Here is an 18,534-nt window from a genome sequence, read left to right on the forward strand (position 1 = left end):
TCATCCTAAATCTCCGCTCAGCAGCGCGTCGTGCGACAGGCAGCCGAGCCGCGTCCAGCGCGCCCGCAGCGCACCCTCGACATGGGCCAGCGCCGCGTCGGTCACATCGGCGCCGCGATACAGATTGCGCCGCAGCGCCTCGGTCAGGTCCGCCTCACCGGTCAGCGCCGCGCGATAGGCGCTGATCCGCCCGCCCAGCGCGCTCATCATCCGGCCGACATGCTTGCCGACCACGACATCGCCCACGCCCTCCTGCCGCAACTGCCCGTCCATGTCGTCGACGAATAATTCGGTCAGCCACACACTATCCTGCGCGCCATCTTGCTGTTCCAGCCGGATCAGCACCTGCGCCAATATCGCGACGATCATGTCGAACCGCCCGTCCAGCGTATCGGGCACCGCGCCGTCGACATACCAGTGCGGCTGCCGCCCCTCCCGGATCACGGCATTATAGAGCGGCCGCAGCCCCTCCTTGGGATCGGTGCGACCGAACAGGCGCTGTATGAAGGAGGGAGAGGCAGACATGGCACCACAGCTTTTCAAATACGGATTTTCAGATACGGATCAGGCCCTCGTGCGCCGTCCGATATTTTGCGCCCCTTGCCGGGGCTTGCGCATTTCCATATTGATCGCGGCGTCGCCCAATGCAATGGCGGTATCAGGTTTCTTGAAGGTTCGCGGGGCCCGCTCCCGCAGGAGAAGTTCATGCGTCAGTTCAGCCGTCACTCGTCACGCGGGCGCATCCTGCTCGCTGTCGGCCTCAGCGCGCTGGTGCTGGGCGCCTCGGGCTGTACCCGCATCCGCACGCATCAGGGCTATTCGGTCGACAAGCTGCTGGTCGATTCCGTTCAGCCGGGCATCGACAATCGCGCCTCGGTGGAAGGAACGCTGGGTCGCCCCAGCTTCGTGTCGCAGTTCGGCGAACAGGACTGGTATTATGTCTCGCGCAACATGCGCTCGCTGGCCTTCTCCAATCCCAAGCCGGTCGAACAGACGGTGCTGCGCGTTCGCTTCGATCCGGCGGGCAATGTGACCGCGATCGACCGCATGGGTCTGGAACAGGTCGCCCGCATCTCGCCCACGGGGGACAAGACTCCGACGCTGGGCCGCAACCGCAGCCTGTTCGACGAAATCTTCGGCAATATCGGCGCGGTCGGCGCCGGCGGCATGGGCGGCGGTGGTGCCGGCCCGACCGGCGGTGGCCCCAACGGCAGCTAATTCTATATCGTCATTGCGAGCGTAGCGAAGCAATCCACGGGCGCTCCAGTGGATTGCTTCGCTACGCTCGCAATGACGGTTCCATGTAACGGCCGAAATAGTCCACTCAGTTCCAGCCGCCACCCAGCGCCAGGAACAGAGCGATCTGGTCCTGCACCAGCTGCGTCCGCGCCGCCGCAGCGCTGACCTCCGCGCTGGCCAGGCTCCGTTGCGCATCCAGCAGCGACAGGAAATCGCCCCGGCCGAAACGGAACAGCTTGCCCGCCTGGCCGGCAGAGAGCGCCGCGCTGTCCCGCGCCCGGTCCAGCGCCGCCGCTCGCTCGGCATCGCGGCGATAGGTTTCCAGCGCCGTCTCGGTCTGGCGCAGCGCTTCCAGCACCGTGCCGTCGAACCCGGCCAGATCGCCCTGCACCGCCGCTTCCGCCTGCGCGATCCGCGCCCGCACCACGGGCCGGTTGGGGAAGCTCCAGCTGATGAGCGGCCCCAGGCTGAAGCCGAAGGCCGAACCCGAACCGAAATCCTTGAGCGGGCCGGACAGGCCCACCGATCCGCCGATGCTGACCTGCGGATAGAGGTCGGCGGTCGCCACGCCCAGCCGCGCCGTATCGCCGGCAATCGCCCGCTCGGCCTGCCTGATGTCGGGCCGCCGCCGGATCAGCGCCGCGCCGTCCCCCACCGGCAAAGGCTGGCGCAGCACCGGTAGCGCGGCGCAACTTTCCACCTCGCGCGGATAATCGGCGGGCGGCCGCCCCATCAACGTCGCCAGCAGATACAGCCCATTCTGCCGCTGTGCCTCGAATGCGGGCAGGGCCGCCGCACTGCTGTCCACCGCCGCCTGCGCCCGGCTGACGTCGAAGGCGGTGCCGCGCCCGCCCTTGGCCAGCCGCCGCGTGGCATTGGCGGTATCGCGCTGCAACGCCACCACCTTGCGGTTGATGGCCAGGCTGTAATTGGCCGCGCACACCTGTGCATAGGCCTTGGCCGTCGCCGCCGCCACGCTGACCCGCACATAGTCGCGCGCCGCCGCGCTCGCCTCGACATCGGCGTTGCTCGCCTCGATCGCCCGCTTGATCCGGCCATTCAGGTCCAGCGGATAGGAGGCCGACAGGCCCAGATCATAGGCGACCGTACCCGGCAGATGCTGGGTCACGCCGGACGGCCGCGACAATGTCTCGCCGCCGCTGATGCTGGTGCTGATCGTCCGCCCCGCTTCCGCCTCGCGCAGCACCGCCTGCGCCTGCGCCAGATTGGCATCGGCCTGCCGCATGTCGGTATTGGCCGCCAGCGCCTGCGCGACCAGGCTGTCGAGCTGCGGATCGGCATAAAGCTGCCACCAATGATCGGGCAGGTCGGCCTGCGCGAACAGCGCGCCTTGTCCCGAATGAAAGGCCCCGGTCGCTCCCGGCGCGGTTGCGACGGACTGTTCAGGCGCATGATAATCCGGCCCGGCGGTCGCGCATGCGGTCAATGCCAGCGCCAGCAGCGATGTACCGATTCCCGCCACCCACCGCCGTTCGTGCTGAGCCTGTCGAAGCACGCCCGTCTTGCCCGTCGCCTCACGCATGACGGCAATCCCCCGGCTTGCCATTCTTGTCCTTGACGGCCGGCTGCACCGTCACCGTCGCGGTCCGCCCGGAAATCAGCCGCAGCCCCGCCGGCACCTTCTCGATTTTCACCCGCACCGGAATCCGCTGCGCCAGCCTTACCCAGCTGAAGGTCGGCTCGACCGCCGGCAGCAGGTTGCCGCTGTTGCTGCGGCTGTCGTCATCAATGCCGAAGGCGATGCTCTCGACCCGGCCATGCACATCCTGCGCCTCGCCCATCAGCCGCACCGTAACCGGCGCGCCGATGCAGATCAGCCCCAGCTTGGTTTCCTCGAAATAGCCTTCGACCCGCACCGAATCGCTGTCGATCAGCGCCAGCGCCTGACTCCCAGCGCCGACATAATCGCCGGGATGCAGGTCCAGATTGGTGACGACGCCATTGACCGACGCCAGTATCTTCGTGCGCTTCAGGTTCAGCGCGGCGGCATCGCGGCTGCTCAGTGCCTCGGTCAGAGCGGCCTGCGCCGTCTCCACCTTGGCCAAATTCTGCTCATGGGTTTCGGCGGCGACCAGATCGCCCAGCGCGCTATCGCGCCGTGCCTCGCGCCGGGCCTGCGCCAATGTCGCCTGTGCGCTGGCGATGCGCGCGCTCGCCTCCTCCAGCGCCATGGAATAGCGCGGCGTGTCGATCACGAACAGCAGGTCGCCGGCCTTCACCGTCTGATTGTCATGCACCGCCACCGACGTCACCAGCCCGCTGATGTCGGGCGTCACCCGTACCACATCGGCGCGCACCCGCCCGTCACGGGTCCAGGGGCTGCGTTCATAATGATTCCACATCCAGATCGCGGCCAAAGCCGCGGCGATGACGAGGATGATAGTGGCAGCGCTGCGGATCAGCGTCGTAGTCAGGCGGTTCATAGTCGGATTCCAAGGGTGGGGACGAGCAGGACGAGGCCGCCCAGCAACAGGATGAAGAGGGACAGGTCCACCGCCGCGCGATAGGCGAGGAAGCGGTAGAGGCCGAAGGCGCCGATCAGCCGGGTCAGGCCCCAGCTCAGGACCAGCGCGACCAGCGCCAGCAGCAGCAGCGTGGGGACATAGATCCCGCCCAGGGCGATTTCACCGGTCATACGACGGCGCTCCTGTAACCTTGCGCGTCGGGGAAGAGGTTGCGGCGCAGGCTGACCAGCCCCAACACGCTGTCGCGGCGGACCGGCGGGCGGGGATTGGCGGACAGGTCGGCGATCGCGCTGTCGATGTCGTGCAACAGCGCCGGGTCGGCCGGCGCCGGCGCATCGGGGTCCAGCCCGCGATAATGGCGGCTGACCCCGCCCAGCACGGCAGCCAGCGGCGCGCCTTCCTGCGCCGGCAGGTCGAGCCGGAGCTGCCGCAATTCGCCGATCGCCACCCCGGTGCGCAGGTCGCGCAGCGCGTCATAAAGCGGCTTGCCGCTGTCGGCGCGGGTGGCGGCAAGGCGCGGGGCGAGCAAGGCGATTCGATCCAGCATCCGGTTGATCCATCCGCGCACATCGGGCGGACTCATCAATGTCGCGCGATTGGCGATATCGGCCCACCCCGCGCGTAGCGTCCGGCGGATCGCTCGCTCGACACCGGCCGACTGCAACAGCCCGGCCATCAGGATCGCGAACCAGATGCCGACGATCTGCGCCACCGCGCCATTGGCATAGCTGGCGAAGGCGTTGATATAATGGTCCGACAGCAGCACCGGGCTGCCCAGCCCCAGCAGCGTGGGCAGGGCGATCCCCATCCAGCGCGGCGATGCCATCATCGCACCCAGCATCAGCAGCGGGGGGGCATAGGCCAGCGCCAGTTGGGCAAAGCCGTCGAGGCGCGGCATGATGGCATAGCCATAGACAGCGCCCAGCGCGGACGCCGCGACCGTGCCGATCATGAAGCCCTTCAAGGGCGCCAGCGGATTGTCGACCGCCGCGAACAGCGCCAGGAACACGCCGGCCAACATCACCGCGCTGCCGCCATCCTTCCACCCGCTCAATATCCAGATGGCGCAGCCCAGCGCGATCGTCATGAACGCACTGAACGCGCCACGCGCGGCGCTGGCATAGTCGCGATGCAGTTCGCGGTTGCGCCGCCCTTCCAGCAGCTGCGCCACCCGTGGCGTCACGGCGGCACGGCTGTGCGTGCCCATCTGGTCATACAGGTCGCGGCAATCGCGATGCACCGCAATCAGCGTCGCCATCCGCGCGTAGAGGCTGAGGCGCATCATGTCGGCCCAGGCCATGTCGGCCGTGGCCTCCGGTTCCAGAGCGGTGCAGCGGTCGATCAGCGCCTGCGCCCGCTCGGCGCGCACGATATTGTCGGGCGCGGGCGTATCCAGCCACAGCCGCACATCGGCGATCAGCGCCTCGACCTGGGGCGGCACTATGCCGCCATTGGCGGCCTTCAGCTGCGCCAGCCGGTCCTCCGCCGCCGCGCCCAGCGGCAACAGCATCGACAGCTGGTCCTGCAAGGCCCGGACGGTGCGGACGCGCGGCGCCAGCCGGCTGATGTCGAACGGCAGATGGATCGACATCTGGTGCAGTTCGGTGACGTCCTGCGCCAGCCGGCGCCGCTCGGCATCCAGCCCTTCAACCGGTTCGGTGGCGATGGCGTCGCGGGTCCAGCGTTCTGCATCGCGCAGCATCGCTTCCACCCGCGCCAGCAGCACGCCAGTGATGGAGCCGGGCAGGATGACGCCATGGATCAGGCTGCCGCAGGCGATGCCGATCAATATCTCCTGCACCCGCAGCGACGCGACGGTGAAGATGGTCTGTGGCGTATCGACGTCGGGAAAGACGATCAGGCAGGCGGTATAGCCCGCCAGCACGAACATATAGCCGCGTGGCGTCCGGTCCAGCAGCGACACGAACACGCACAGGCCCAGCCATGACGCCATGGCCAGCACCAGCAATTCGGGCGCGTTGACCAGCGGCGGCACGATCGCCACGGCAAAGATCGCGCCGACCAGCGTGCCCATCGCGCGGAACACCGCCTTGGAAATCACCGCGCCGGCCATGGGTTGCGCTACGATATAGCTGGTCAGGAACGCCCAATAGGGCCGCTCCAGCCCGATGCTGAACGCCACGAACAGGGCCAGCATGCCTGCCGCCAGGCATTTGAGGGAAAAGAGCGCCGCCGGCACCCCGAACCGCTCGCCGGTCATGCGGGGCTCCGCTTTTCGGCGATCCTTATGCTCAGCAGGTCCAGCAGCCAGACCGCAACCTCAATCGCCTGTTCGGGCACATCCTTCAGCAATTCGACGCGCAGCGCGTCCAGCTTGCCCTCGATCCGGCCGACCAGTTCCTGTCCGGTCGGGGTCAGGCTGATGATGTTGGACCGCTTGTCGTCGGGATGGGGGGTGCGTTGCACCAGCCCGCCCGCCTGCACCTGGTCCAATGTGCGGACCAGCGATGGCTGGGCGATGTCCAGCGACTCGGCCAGTTCGCTCTGGCGCACTTCGCCGCCCAGCCGGTCGATATGGATCAGGCACCAGGCGGTGCTGTTCGACACGCCGAATTCCGCCAATGCACTGTCGGCCAATTGGCGCCAGGCGCGGGCGACAGGCGCCATCTTGTGCGCCAGCGCGCGTTTGGGTTCCGATAAAGGCATATTCATTAGATAGCTAACTAATGAAATTTGTCAACAGATTGTTGCTGTCCAACTCGTTGTCGCACTCAAGCGGGTTCGTCCTGTCTTCTCAGGTGCTTCACCCCGAAAATGCAGCGAGGCCCGAATCGCCAGGATTCGGGCCTCGCCAATATATCGTCGTTTCGATCGGCCTATGCGGGAAGCGGGATCAGGCCCGGCGCGTACCGTTGAAGGCCGACGCGCCGAACGCGCCCAGCTGCATCGTGCCGACGATGGCGTCGCCGGTCACTTCGGCCTCGCACTCCAGCGTCATCGGCATCGGCATGGTCATTTCCATCTTCCACGTCAACTTGCCGCAATCGACCTTGCCGTCGACCACGTCCAGCGATCCCATCATCCCGGCAAAGGTGCCGTTGAAACGGTCGCCGCTACTGATGACGGTGAACACGCCCTTCTGGTCGCCCATCGGCGTCTTGGCCACGCAATCATAGGCGCCATCTACTGCTGCCATATCCTGTCTCCTTACGTTTACGTTGGCGTCAATCAGCCAATGTGCCCATTTCCACCGGCAGGCCCACCGCGTCAAGCTGCGGCTTTACCAGTTTGACGTCGCCCACCACGACCCAGATCAGCCGATCGGGGTTGATCGCCTCGCGCGCGGCCTTGTCCATGTCGGCGGCGGTCATCGCGCGATAGGTTTTGGGCAGCGTTTCGTAATAATCGTCGGGCCGGCCGATCAGCGCATTGCGCATCATCGCGGACAACAGGTCGGACGAGGTTTCGAAACTGCCGGGCAGCGACAATATCTGGCCATTGATCGTCTGGTTGCGCTCCGCCTCGGTCGTGCCCTTGGTGGTCAGATACTCCTTGATATCCTGCCGCGCCGCAATGATCGACTCGCCGGTCTTGTCGGTCTGCACCGGGGCATAGACCAGCAGCGGGATCGTCTCCTTGACGCCGGGCAGGGCAGTGCCGGCGCCATAGGCCCATCCCTTCGTCTCGCGCAGGTCCATGGTCAGGCGCGACGTGGTACTGCCGCCCAGCACTTCATTGGCGGTCGACAGCGTGACCGGATTGTCGGTGCCCGCCTTGTTGGTCAGCAGGCCCGCCAGGATCAGCGACTGCGGGCTTTGCGGCTTGTCGATCAGCACGATCTTGGCCGGGCGCATCATCCGGTCCATGCGGAACGTCTTGACGCCCTTTGCGGTCTTGGGCGCCTTCCAGTCGCCAAACCGCTTTTCCAGCAGCGGCATCAGTTCGGCCAGTGTCGTGTCGCCCGCGACGAAGATGGTCGCATTGTCGGGCCGCAGCCATGCGTCATGGAACGCCGTCAGGTCCGCCCGCGTCACCGCCTTGACGCCACTTTCCGTGCCGGACCCGGTGAAGGGGATGCCATAGGGATGCGCCTGCCCATATAGCAAAGGCGGCAGCATGCGCTGCGCGATCGCCATCGGCTCGGTCTTCTCGGCCTTGATCCGGGTCAGCACCTGCCCGCGCAGTCGCTCCACCTCAGCCGGGGCAAAGGCGGGATTGCGGATCACATCGGCCAGTAGGCCCAGCGATGCGTCCAGATTGGGCTTCAGCGCAAACAGGCCGACATTGGTGCGGTCCATGCTGTTGCCCGCGCTGATCGACGCGCCCAGCCGCTCCTGCTCCTCGGCGATCTGCACCGACGACCGGGTCGTCGTGCCTTCGTCCAGCAGCGCGGTGGTCAGGCCCGCCGTGCCCAGCTTGGCCTTGTCATCCGCCGCATTGCCCGCGTCGAAGGCGACCGACACCCGCACCGTCGGCACGGTGGAGCGGTGCGCCAGCGCGACCTTGATGCCGTTCTTCAGCGTCGCATGCTCGATATCGGGGAAGTCCAGATCCTTGACCGGCTCGATCGGCGGCTCGGCGATTTTCGTCGGCGCCGGCGGCGTCGCGGCAGCGGGCGCGGCGGCATCGGGATTGCGGAAGAAGGCCGGCTTGTGCCCGGCGCCACCCGTCCCCGTCTTACCATTCTCGGCGGTCGCATTGCCCGCCAGCGCATTGTCGGCGGCGCTGCGCTCGCCCGGCGCCACGGTCAGGCGCAGCACCGGTCGGCCCAGCCATTTGCGCGCCGCTGCGCTCACCGTTTCCGGCGTGGCCGACGCGTACACGGCCAGATCCTTCTTATATTTGGCCGGATCGTTGGAATAGACCGCCCCTTCGGCCAGCGTCACCGCCTTGCCGCTAAAGCCGCCGACCTTCTCCAGCCCCGAAATCGTACCAGCCGCCTGCGTCGTCGCGGCGCGCAGCACTTCGTCGGCGCTCGGCCCCTTGGCGAGGTAATCGGCCAGCAGCGCGTCCAGCCGCTTGCCCACCGCCACCGGGTCCGCACCCGGCTTCACGTCAACGGTGATCTCGGCGATGCTCAGCTTCTCGAAAGGCTGGATGCTGGCTTTCACGCCCACGGCAACCTTCTCGTCACGCACCAGCACATTGTCGAGCCGCGAGGAACCCAGGCCGCCGAACACCGTCATCGCCAGGTCCAGTTGCTGCAACTCGTCCGAATTGACGCCGGGCACGATCCAGTTGCGATAGAGGCGGGTTGCCGCGACATTGTCGTGCATGACCTTCTCGACATCTTGCCCCAGCGTCGGGACGGTCGCGTCCACATCCTTGGGCGCCGGGCCGGCGGCGATATTGCCGAACCACTTTTCCACCTTGGTCTTGGCGGTGGCGACGTCGATATCGCCTGCCAGCACCAGCACGGCGTTGTTCGGCCCATAATGGGTCTTGAACCATGTCTGGACGTCGGCCAGGCTCGCCGCGTTCAGGTCCGCCATCGACCCGATGGTGCTGTGGCGATAGGGGTGGCCCTCCGGCAGCATCGCGTCCAGCTGCGCATATTCGACCAGACCATAGGGCTCATTCTCGCCCATCCGCTTTTCATTCTGCACCACGCCGCGCTGCGTATCCAGCTTGGTCTGGGTCACGGCGCCCAGCAGATGACCCATGCGATCGGACTCAAGGAACAAGGCCCGGTCCAGCGCGCCGGTCGGCACCGTCTCGAAATAATTGGTCCGGTCGAACCAGGTCGTCCCGTTCCAGTCGGTCGCGCCGATATCCTCCAGCCGGCCGAAGAAGGGACCATCGGCATTTTCGGAGCCATAGAACATCAGATGCTCGAACAGATGGGCAAAGCCGGTCTTGCCCACAGGTTCGAAGCGTGATCCCACATGGTACCAGATCGACACGGCCACCACCGGCGCCTTGCGGTCGGTATGCACGATGACGCGCAGCCCGTTCTTGAGGGTAAATTCCTCATAGGGAATGTCGACCTGCGACACGAGGCTGGCGACCGGCGCGGGGGCAGCAGCAGCTGTTGCGGCCGTGGCGGCAAGGGCAGCCGGCGCCAGAGCCGGAGAAAGCGCAAGGACCGACAGGCCCAGCATCAGGGGCAGGCGGCGCGACATCGGGGAAAGGGCCATGAGAACCTCATGAAAACGGGGAATTTGCGCGCACCGACAGGCTGACGGCGCGATGGATGGCGCAGCATAGCGGGCCGTTTTAGAGTCGCAACACGCTTATTGCTGGACAGGGGCATGGGCCGGGGGCAAATCCTTGGCCATCCCGCAATCAGTGGACCTTATTCCCGATGAAAACCCCCATGGCTCTGGCAGCGATGACCGCGCTGCTTCTTCCCACGGCGCTGCCGGCGCAATCGCCCGCGCCGGCCGCTGCCGATCCCGTCTTCACCCCGGCCGCGATGCGTGCCCATGTCGAATTTCTCGCCGACGACCTGCTGCAAGGGCGGGACACCGGCAGCGAAGGGCATGAAATCGCCGCCCGCTATGTCGCCAGCCAGTTTGACGGCCTCGGCCTCAAGCCCGCAGGCGACAAGGGCTCTTGGCTCCAGCGCATCACCTTCCAGAAGACCGAATTCGGCAAGACGCCCGCCACCCTGACCGTCACCGGCCCGGCCGGCGCCAAGAGCTTCACCCATGCCGGCGATGTTATCGTCGGCATCAACGCCGATCAGCCGCATCTTGACGTCACGGCGCCGCTCGTCTTCGTCGGCTTCGGCCTTGAAAATGCGCGGCTTGGCCTCAACGACTATGCCGGCCTCGACGTGAAGGGGAAGATCGTCGTCACCCTGCGCGGCTATCCCAAGGGGCTGCCGAGCGAGGAGGGCGCGCATCTCTCCGCCACCAAGGGCAAGATCGCCGAATCCCATGGCGCCATCGGCATGATCGCGCTCAATACGCTCCAGTCGGCCAAGGCCCGGCCCTGGGCGCGCATGGTGCAGTTCGCCGACGAACCTGATTTCACCTGGGTGTCGCCCGAAGGCATCCCCTTCAACGCCGCACCCGGCCTGCGCGCGTCCGCCATGCTGAACGATCCGGCTGCGGAGGCCGTGTTCGCCGGCGCCCCTGCGACCATTGCCGCGATCCGCAAGACCGCCGACAAGGCCGGTGGCAAGCCCAAAGGCTTCGCGCTCAAGACCAGCGTGACGATCAAGGCCGATACGGTCAGCCAGCGCGTGACCAGCCCCAATGTCGTCGCCTTCCTGCCCGGCAGCGATCCGAAGCTCAAAGACGAATATGTCGTCCTCTCCGCCCATCTCGATCATATCGGTATCAGCCCGGCGAAACCCGGCGACGCGGCCGACAAGGATCGGATCAACAATGGCGCGCTGGACAATGGCGCCGGCATCGCGACCATGCTGGAGGTCGCCCGCGCCATGGCGCAGTCGCCGGACAAGCCGCGCCGCTCGATCATCTTCCTTGCCTCCACGGCGGAGGAGAAGGGGCTGCTCGGCGCCGACTATTTCGCCCGCCACCCCAGTGTTCCGGTCAAGCAGATCGTCGGCAATGTCGATCTCGACATGCCACTGCTGCTCTATCCCTTCGCTGATGTCATCGCCTTCGGCGCCGACCATTCGACCCTCGGCCCGATCGTCGCGAAGGCGGTCGCGCCGATGGGCGTGAAACTCGCGCCCGATCCGATGCCGCAGGAAACCATCTTCGTGCGCTCGGACCATTATATGTTCGTGAAGCAGGGCGTGCCCGCGGTCTTCCTCGCCACTGGCTATGCCAATGGCGGCGAAAAGGCGTGGGGCGAGTTTCTGGGCGGCGCCTATCACCACCCCGGTGACGATATGAGCCAGAAGATCGACTGGACCGCCGGCGCCCGCTTTGCCGAGGCCAATTATCGCATCACCCGCGCCATGGCTGATGGCGATGCGCCACCGCGCTGGTTTGCGCAGGATTTCTTCGGCGATCTCTTCGCCCCGCAGGCAGAAAAGGCCGCGAAATAAGGAAAAGGGGCGCTGTAACAGCGCCCCTTCTTGATTCAGAAGCGGTAGCCGACCGTCAGTGTCAGCGAGTCATAATCCGCATTCTTGAAATATTCGTTCTTTGCATGGGTGTAGAGCAGGCCCACGCGCAACAGATCGCTGCCCGCCCGCTGTTCCGTCTCGCGCATGCGAAAACCGAAATTGAGCGCGGCTTCATGCACCTGCTTGAACGCCATCGTGTCCTTGACACCCTGGGTGAAGACATAGCTGGTGCGCAGCGACGTCTGCCGCCCGAACATCCGGCCCCCCAGCGGCAATTGATAGGCGATGCCGTTGCGGAACCACCAATTCTGCTGCTTGACATAATTGGCGCTGTCCTGCGCCGTGATGCCGGTGCGGATCGTCTGGGTATAGCCGACCAGATTACCCATGGTGAACTCGCCGCGACCAAGGCCGGCGAAGCGATAATTGCTCGCCAGCGTTGCTGCCGCCACTTCATTGTCGCCACCGATGCCCCGGCTTGCCGCCGTCGCGGTATAGGAAATGCGCGGCGTCAGCCACCAGTTAGGCTGCACCGGGATCTGCACCCCCGCGCCCACGCTCAGCGACAGGGCGTTGAGGTTGCCATGGCCGCCGGCCAGACCGCCCACCGTATCCCCCACGGTCAGGTAGCGCGCCGTGCCGGTCAGGACCAGCCGGGTGCGGCTGCCTTCGCTCAACTGCATGCCCTTGGCATATTTCAGGTCGAACCGCTGGCCATTTTCATTGGCCATGTCCCAATAGGTCGCGGTGCCGCCGATCGTGTCGGAATCGCCCTCGACATCGAAGTCGAAATCCATGTCCAGCGCGTCGGCGATCGCCTTGAAATTGGCGCTGTCCGGGCTGCCGCAGGTCAGTTGCAGCGGATTGCCACCCTGGGCGACGTTGAACGGTACGCCCAGGATCGGCAATTGCGACAGGCGCAGATAATAGCCGGTGATGCCCAGCGCCGGATTGGGCGCGACATAGATGGCGTCGGCACCATCGGATGGGTGCGGCACGATGGCATAGGTGCCCGGCGGTGCATAGATGATGCCGGTGGTCGACGGGCCGACGGTGACGCCACCGCCATAGTTGCAATGCGTGTTGGCATAGGCCGTGGATGACGGTGCCGTGAATGACAGGGCCGTCATCGTCGCGGCGAGCGCGAGCAGTCGCTTCATATATCCCCCAATATGGTGCGACCCACGGCGCTCGTTTACTGCCGTCAGGCGGGATGGCATAGGATAATTACGACATGTGCGAGTGAGCGACCTGTGCCAAAAAAATGCAGCATGGCCTTGTGTTGCTTTTGGGCAACACTACATCAGCGACATATCGTTCCAAAGGGGATGTCATGAACCTCGAAAAATTCACCGATCGCGCCAAGGGCTTCCTCCAGTCGGCGCAAACCGTGGCGATCCGCATGAGCCATCAGCGCATCGGCCCCGAACATCTGCTGAAAGCGCTGCTGGAAGACCAGCAGGGCATGGCGTCTGGCCTTATCAAGGCGGCGGGAGGTTCCGCCGAAGTCGCGCTGCGCGACACCGATGCCGCGCTGGCCAAGGTGCCGTCCGTCTCGGGCAGTGGCGCGCAACAGACGCCGGGCCTCGACAATGATGCCGTGCGCGTTCTCGATTCTGCCGAGCAGGTCGCGACCAAGGCCGGCGACAGTTTCGTCACCGTCGAACGGCTGCTTCTGGCCCTCACGCTTGCTACCACCACGACGGCGGGCAAGGCGCTGGCTGCGGCGGGTGTGAAGCCCGAAGCGCTCAACGCCGCGATCAATGCCTTACGTGGCGGCCGCACCGCCGACACGGCGGGCGCGGAGGATCGCTATGACGCGCTCAAGAAATTCGCGCGCGACCTCACCGAAGCGGCGCGCGCGGGCAAGCTCGATCCGGTCATCGGCCGCGACGAGGAAATCCGTCGCACCATCCAGATCCTCGCCCGCCGGACCAAGAATAACCCGGTGCTGATCGGCGAACCCGGCGTCGGCAAGACCGCGATCGCCGAAGGGCTTGCGCTGCGCATCGCCAATGGCGACGTGCCCGACACGCTCAAGGACCGCACGCTGATGGCACTCGACATGGGCAGCCTGATCGCGGGCGCCAAATATCGCGGCGAATTCGAGGAGCGCCTTAAGGGCGTACTGGACGAGGTGAAGGGCGCGGAAGGCCAGATCATTCTGTTCATTGATGAAATGCACACGCTGATCGGCGCAGGCAAATCCGAAGGGGCGATGGACGCCGGTAATCTGCTCAAGCCCGCCCTCGCGCGCGGCGAGCTGCATTGCATCGGCGCGACCACGCTCGACGAATATCGCAAATATGTGGAGAAAGACCCCGCGCTCCAGCGGCGGTTCCAGCCGGTGTTTGTTGGCGAACCGACGGTGGAGGATACCATCTCCATCCTGCGCGGCATCAAGGAGAAATATGAGGCGCATCATGGCGTCCGCATCGCCGACGCCGCGATCGTCAGCGCCGCGACCCTCTCCAACCGCTACATCACCGACCGTTTCCTGCCCGACAAGGCGATCGACCTGATGGACGAGGCCGCCTCGCGCATCCGTATGGAGGTGGAGAGCAAGCCGGAGGAAATCGAAAATCTCGACCGCCGCATCATGCAGCTTCAGATCGAGCGGGAAGCGCTGAAGAAGGAAAGCGACGCCGCGTCGAAGGACCGGCTCGCCACGCTGGAAGCCGACCTGGCCAATCTGGAGGAACAGTCGGCCACGCTCACGACCCGCTGGCAGGCGGAAAAGGACAAGATTGCTGGCGAGGCGAAGCTGAAGGAGCAGTTGGACGCCGCGCGCATCCAGTTGGAGCAGGCACAGCGGTCAGGCGAATATGGCAAGGCGGGCGAACTGCAATATGGCACGATCCCCGCGCTCGAAAAGCAGCTGGAGGCGGCGCAGACCGCGTCCGCCGGCGCGATGCTGCGGGAGGAAGTGACGAGCGAGGACATCGCCGCTGTCGTCTCCCGCTGGACCGGCATCCCGGTCGACCGGATGCTGGAAGGCGAGCGTGAGAAGCTGCTGGCGATGGAGGAGACGCTGGGCAAGCGTGTCATCGGGCAGGCGGATGCGGTCAAGGCCGTATCCACCGCCGTGCGCCGGTCTCGCGCCGGTTTGCAAGATCCGAACCGGCCGCTCGGCTCCTTCCTCTTCCTCGGCCCCACCGGCGTCGGCAAGACCGAACTGACCAAGGCGCTCGCCGGCTTCCTGTTCGATGATGATAGCGCGATGGTGCGCATCGACATGAGCGAGTTCATGGAGAAGCACTCGGTTGCCCGGCTGATCGGCGCGCCTCCGGGCTATGTCGGCTATGAGGAAGGTGGCGTGCTGACCGAAGCCGTCCGCCGTCGCCCCTATCAGGTCGTCCTGTTCGATGAGGTCGAAAAGGCGCATGGCGACGTGTTCAACATCCTGCTTCAGGTGCTGGACGACGGCCGCCTGACCGACGGGCAGGGGCGCACGGTCGATTTCACCAACACGATCATCGTGCTGACGTCGAACCTGGGCAGTCAGTATCTGACGGCACTGGCCGATGACGAGCCGGTGGAAAAGGTCGAGGATCAGGTGATGGACATCGTCCGTGCCCATTTCCGGCCGGAATTCCTTAACCGGCTGGACGAGGTGATCCTGTTCCACCGTCTCGGCGCCGCGCATATGGCGCCGATCGTGGATATCCAGGTCGCGCGTATCGGCAAGCTGCTGAAGGATCGCAAGATCGTGCTCGACCTGACCGACGGCGCCCGTGCCTGGCTTGGCCGGGTCGGCTATGATCCGGTCTATGGCGCCCGCCCGCTCAAGCGCGCGGTGCAGCGCTATCTGCAAGACCCGCTCGCCGACCTGATCCTGCGCGGCGAAGTGCCGGACGGATCTACGGTGAAGGTGGAGGATGGCGACGGCGCGCTGGCGCTCAGCATCGGCTGAATGACGAAGAGGCCCGCTGATCCGATCGGCGGGCCTTTGCTTTCCATCACGGCAGGGAACGGCTCAGCCGTTGGGATTCATGCCGGCGCGGCTGCGCGTAATCATGTCGTCGGCATCGCGATTCTGTTGCTCACTAATTGCGCGCCATTCCGCATTGGTCTTGCAGACGCGCTCCTTGCGCACCAGCGAACCCGTGACGTCCAGACGGCGGCAGCGGATCGCGCCCGGATCATTCCTGTCCAGCTTGGCAGCGGGCTGCGTCGTCTGCGCGGGAAGATAGGCCGGGGCAGACAGGATCGAGAGGCCAAGCATGATCTGGCCAAAACGAAGTTTCATTCAACGACTCCCAACGGAATAAAGCCATCTTTGCGGACCTTCAGCGTTCCGTTCCTCGAGAGAGCGGCCTGATCGGTAGGCTATTGTGCAATTGTGATATAAATATTGGTTCGCGGCAATGGCCAATCATGATCGTGCGTCAAGATTCCGGCCGATGTTCGCTCTGATCCGCAAACTGGAAATAGCGCCGTAAAAGTTCCTGCTCTTTTTCTGTAAGATACGGATTCCAAACGTCAAAGATAAGGACGGCGCGCATGGCGTCGCTATTGTTCCAGGCTTCATGCTCAATCGTATCGTCAAAGGCGAAGGCGTGGCCTTCCTCCCATGGGCGGGTTTCGCCCCCGACGCGGAATCCGCAATCTGGAGGAACGATCAGCGGGAGATGCACGATTGCCCGCATATTGGTCACCCCGCTATGAGGTGGAATATGCGCTCCGGGTTTCAGTAGAGAGAAAAAGGCCGATGGCGCTCGGCCATTGATATCGCTGCGCGGCAATGTCTCCAGCGCGGCAGCGGTTTGCGGACACAGGTCGCAGACCGGATCGTTGCGCACGCCATATTCCCACAGGAAACAGGCACCCCAGTCGAGCGACTGGTCCAGTGCGCTCCAGGGATTGTCTGGCGTTCCGGCATCCAGCCGCACATAGGGGCGCAGCAGGTCCGGCCCCTGCTTTAACAGATTCAGCAATTCGGCGCGGATGACGTCGGTCTTGCTCTCCAGTTCGGCCATCCAGGGAAAATGCCCCCGGTCAAAAAATTCGTCGGCCGGCAGAAACGGATAGTGCAGGCCTGAACATTCGTTGCGATAGATGCGCCGACGCCCCAGCAGATGATCGATGCTCGCCTTGAACCGCCGGACGTCGGCCGGCAGCGCCCCGACGAACTCGGCCTCGAAATGGCCGTCCACCTCGCCGGCAAAGTCGACCATGCGCGCCTGCACGAACCGTCGCGCCTCGTCCAGCCGATCGCGCAGGGCGGCCGGCAGCTCCTTCAGCCCGTCTGCCAGCGCCAGCACTTGCCCCCAGCTTTTCGTCGCGTCGGCCAGTGCGCCATTGCGCTCCTGCCATTCGGCCATGCGCAACTGGGCCATGAAATGCACGCGATCCAGATCGAGCGCCTGTTCCAGCGCCGCCTTTTCCCCGGCTTCGTCCCCGATCCGCCGGCAGGCCGTGGCCAGGTTCATCCACAGGGCGGGTTGTCTGGGATCGACACCGGCCGCACGCCGGAAAAAATCCGCCGCTTCGCCTGCCCGGTCCAAATTCAGTGCCAGCATGCCCCGGCTGTTCAACAATTGCGGGCTTGCCGGCGCGATCGTCAGGGCACGATCCATCAGCGCGGCTTCGCGCGCCCGATCCCCCTTCGCCCGCGCCTCATCTGCAGCTCGCAGCAACGTTTCGACAGTGTCCATATCATATCCCCCGATGCGAAGGTGCCGAAACGACGGAATGGACGCAATAGCAAAGCGTTGGCGGTGCTTGCCGGCCGACCGGCAAACATGCGAAGGACGGTCATGACCGGCTTTAATCTAGCGCTCCGTCAGCTTCTGTCCGATCCGTCCTGGCTACCGCACCGCTATGACGAACGGCAGGATGCTTTCCACCTGCTTCAGGTCGATCGTGCCGGACGCGGGGCGATCCCTTTCCTGACGGACGAACATCTGGGCGATCGCAAGCCGCTCGTGATCGATCGGGCGGAGGTCGTTGCGGCGGCATCCGCCACTGCCCCGGTCCATTTCATCTTCCACTCGGCCTATTGTTGCTCGACCTTGCTGGCGCGCCTGCTCGACATGCCCGGCATCGCCTCCACGCTCAAGGAACCGGTCCTGCTCAACGATATGGTCGGGTGGCGGCATCGCGGCGGCGAAGGGCGCCGTATCGCCATGGTACTGGATCAAGGGCTGGAACTGTTGACGCGCCCTTTTGAACCCGGCGAAGCGGTCATCATCAAGCCGTCCAATCTGGTGAACGCACTGATCCCGGTGATGATGGCGATGCGCCCCGGCGCGCGGGCGGTGTTGCTGCATGCGCCCTTGGAGCAATATCTCTCCTCGATTGCCCGCAAGGGGATGTGGAGCCGGCTCTGGGTACGCGAATTGCTGGTCAAGCAGTTGCACGACGGAATGGTGCAACTCGGCCTAGACGAAACCGCGTTACTACAACTGACTGATCTTCAGGCTGCGGCCGTAGGCTGGCTGGTGCAGCAGCAGCAATTTGCCGGGTTGTTGCGGACATTGGGACCGGCGCGGGTGCGATCGCTGGACAGCGAGCATCTGATGGCGGACCTTCCCATCCATATGGAGGCATTGGTTCGCCATTTCGGGCTGGATGCGCGGCAGGAGGCGATCGCCGAGAGGCTGGCCGGCCCTGCACTGGCGACCGACAGCAAGACCGGAAATGCCTTCGCCAACGACCAGCGCACGCAGCATAGGCAGCAATCGCTAGATCTGCATGGAGAAGAGATCGCGATGGTGCTGCATTGGGCGAGAGAAGTTGCGATACGTTTCGATATTCCCATGACATTGGACCACCCGATCGCCGGCTGACAGGCGCATCCTGCGTAGCGGGCCGGGGGTAGGCTTTTCCCTCGTCTCTCGTCCCTCTCGCCGCATGCCG

The 18,534-nt window shown here is 65.1% G+C and carries 15 protein-coding genes; 4 read left to right on the forward strand and 11 right to left on the reverse strand.

All coding sequences use genetic code 11. The features are described 5' to 3' along the window. Positions 1-525, reverse strand: coding sequence for a ubiquinol-cytochrome C chaperone family protein (locus ACNHGR_RS14170; protein WP_475286907.1), 525 nt, complete (start codon positions 523-525; stop codon positions 1-3). Positions 526-705: 180 nt separating this feature from the next. Between ACNHGR_RS14170 and ACNHGR_RS14175 the strand changes: the two genes are divergently transcribed. Continuing rightward, positions 706-1,218: an outer membrane protein assembly factor BamE domain-containing protein gene (locus tag ACNHGR_RS14175; protein WP_184268584.1), complete on the forward strand. Its 513-nt coding sequence runs from the start codon at positions 706-708 to the stop codon at positions 1,216-1,218. Positions 1,219-1,324: 106 nt separating this feature from the next. On the opposite strand, the gene ACNHGR_RS14180 is transcribed toward ACNHGR_RS14175, so the two are convergent. The 7 genes from ACNHGR_RS14180 to ACNHGR_RS14210 all read right to left on the reverse strand — a co-directional run bounded on the left by ACNHGR_RS14180 (position 1,325) and on the right by ACNHGR_RS14210 (position 9,823). Continuing rightward, a complete protein-coding gene (locus ACNHGR_RS14180; RefSeq protein WP_475288430.1) occupies positions 1,325-2,698 on the reverse strand; it encodes an efflux transporter outer membrane subunit in 1,374 nt (457 codons plus the stop codon). Between the two features lie 76 nt (positions 2,699-2,774). Next, positions 2,775-3,683 carry an efflux RND transporter periplasmic adaptor subunit gene (locus tag ACNHGR_RS14185; protein WP_475286909.1) on the reverse strand — a complete coding sequence of 303 codons (909 nt, stop codon included), beginning with the start codon at positions 3,681-3,683 and terminating at the stop codon, positions 2,775-2,777. Next, positions 3,680-3,895 carry a DUF1656 domain-containing protein gene (locus ACNHGR_RS14190; protein WP_184268590.1) on the reverse strand — a complete coding sequence of 72 codons (216 nt, stop codon included), beginning with the start codon at positions 3,893-3,895 and terminating at the stop codon, positions 3,680-3,682. Before ACNHGR_RS14190 ends, ACNHGR_RS14185 begins: the two co-directional genes overlap by 4 nt. After that, positions 3,892-5,946, reverse strand: coding sequence for an FUSC family protein (locus ACNHGR_RS14195; protein WP_475286911.1), 2,055 nt, complete (start codon positions 5,944-5,946; stop codon positions 3,892-3,894). The genes ACNHGR_RS14190 and ACNHGR_RS14195 overlap by 4 nt, the downstream gene beginning before the upstream one ends. Then, complete coding sequence (locus tag ACNHGR_RS14200; protein ID WP_475286913.1) at positions 5,943-6,392, reverse strand: MarR family winged helix-turn-helix transcriptional regulator; 450 nt, start codon at positions 6,390-6,392, stop codon at positions 5,943-5,945. Before ACNHGR_RS14200 ends, ACNHGR_RS14195 begins: the two co-directional genes overlap by 4 nt. Positions 6,393-6,579: 187 nt before the next feature. Continuing rightward, a complete protein-coding gene (locus tag ACNHGR_RS14205; protein WP_475286915.1) occupies positions 6,580-6,882 on the reverse strand; it encodes a hypothetical protein in 303 nt (100 codons plus the stop codon). 28 nt (positions 6,883-6,910) lie between these two features. Beyond that, positions 6,911-9,823 carry a M16 family metallopeptidase gene (locus tag ACNHGR_RS14210; protein ID WP_475286917.1) on the reverse strand — a complete coding sequence of 971 codons (2,913 nt, stop codon included), beginning with the start codon at positions 9,821-9,823 and terminating at the stop codon, positions 6,911-6,913. 167 nt (positions 9,824-9,990) lie between these two features. On the opposite strand from ACNHGR_RS14210, the gene ACNHGR_RS14215 reads away from it, so the two are divergent. Then, on the forward strand, positions 9,991-11,652 hold the full coding sequence (locus ACNHGR_RS14215) for a M28 family metallopeptidase (protein ID WP_475286919.1): 1,662 nt from the start codon (positions 9,991-9,993) through the stop codon (positions 11,650-11,652). A 35-nt stretch (positions 11,653-11,687) separates the two neighbouring features. Here ACNHGR_RS14215 and ACNHGR_RS14220 read toward each other — a convergent pair whose 3' ends face one another. After that, entirely contained in the window at positions 11,688-12,833 is a 1,146-nt protein-coding gene (locus ACNHGR_RS14220; RefSeq protein WP_475286921.1) for a hypothetical protein, read from the reverse strand. A 173-nt stretch (positions 12,834-13,006) separates the two neighbouring features. Between ACNHGR_RS14220 and clpB the strand changes: the two genes are divergently transcribed. Beyond that, entirely contained in the window at positions 13,007-15,586 is a 2,580-nt protein-coding gene (gene clpB, locus ACNHGR_RS14225) for an ATP-dependent chaperone ClpB (protein ID WP_475286923.1), read from the forward strand. Positions 15,587-15,649: 63 nt separating this feature from the next. Here the strand turns inward: clpB and ACNHGR_RS14230 are convergent, their stop codons facing one another. Both ACNHGR_RS14230 and ACNHGR_RS14235 read right to left on the reverse strand, forming a co-directional pair. After that, entirely contained in the window at positions 15,650-15,922 is a 273-nt protein-coding gene (locus ACNHGR_RS14230) for a hypothetical protein (RefSeq protein ID WP_475286925.1), read from the reverse strand. 139 nt (positions 15,923-16,061) lie between these two features. After that, a complete protein-coding gene (locus tag ACNHGR_RS14235; RefSeq protein ID WP_475286927.1) occupies positions 16,062-17,330 on the reverse strand; it encodes an aspartyl/asparaginyl beta-hydroxylase domain-containing protein in 1,269 nt (422 codons plus the stop codon). Between the two features lie 102 nt (positions 17,331-17,432). Here ACNHGR_RS14235 and ACNHGR_RS14240 point away from each other — a divergent pair, with 102 nt between their 5' ends. After that, positions 17,433-18,464: a hypothetical protein gene (locus tag ACNHGR_RS14240; RefSeq protein WP_475286929.1), complete on the forward strand. Its 1,032-nt coding sequence runs from the start codon at positions 17,433-17,435 to the stop codon at positions 18,462-18,464. The last annotated feature ends 70 nt before the right edge of the window (positions 18,465-18,534 follow it).

Source organism: Sphingobium sp. RS1 (assembly GCF_056156825.1).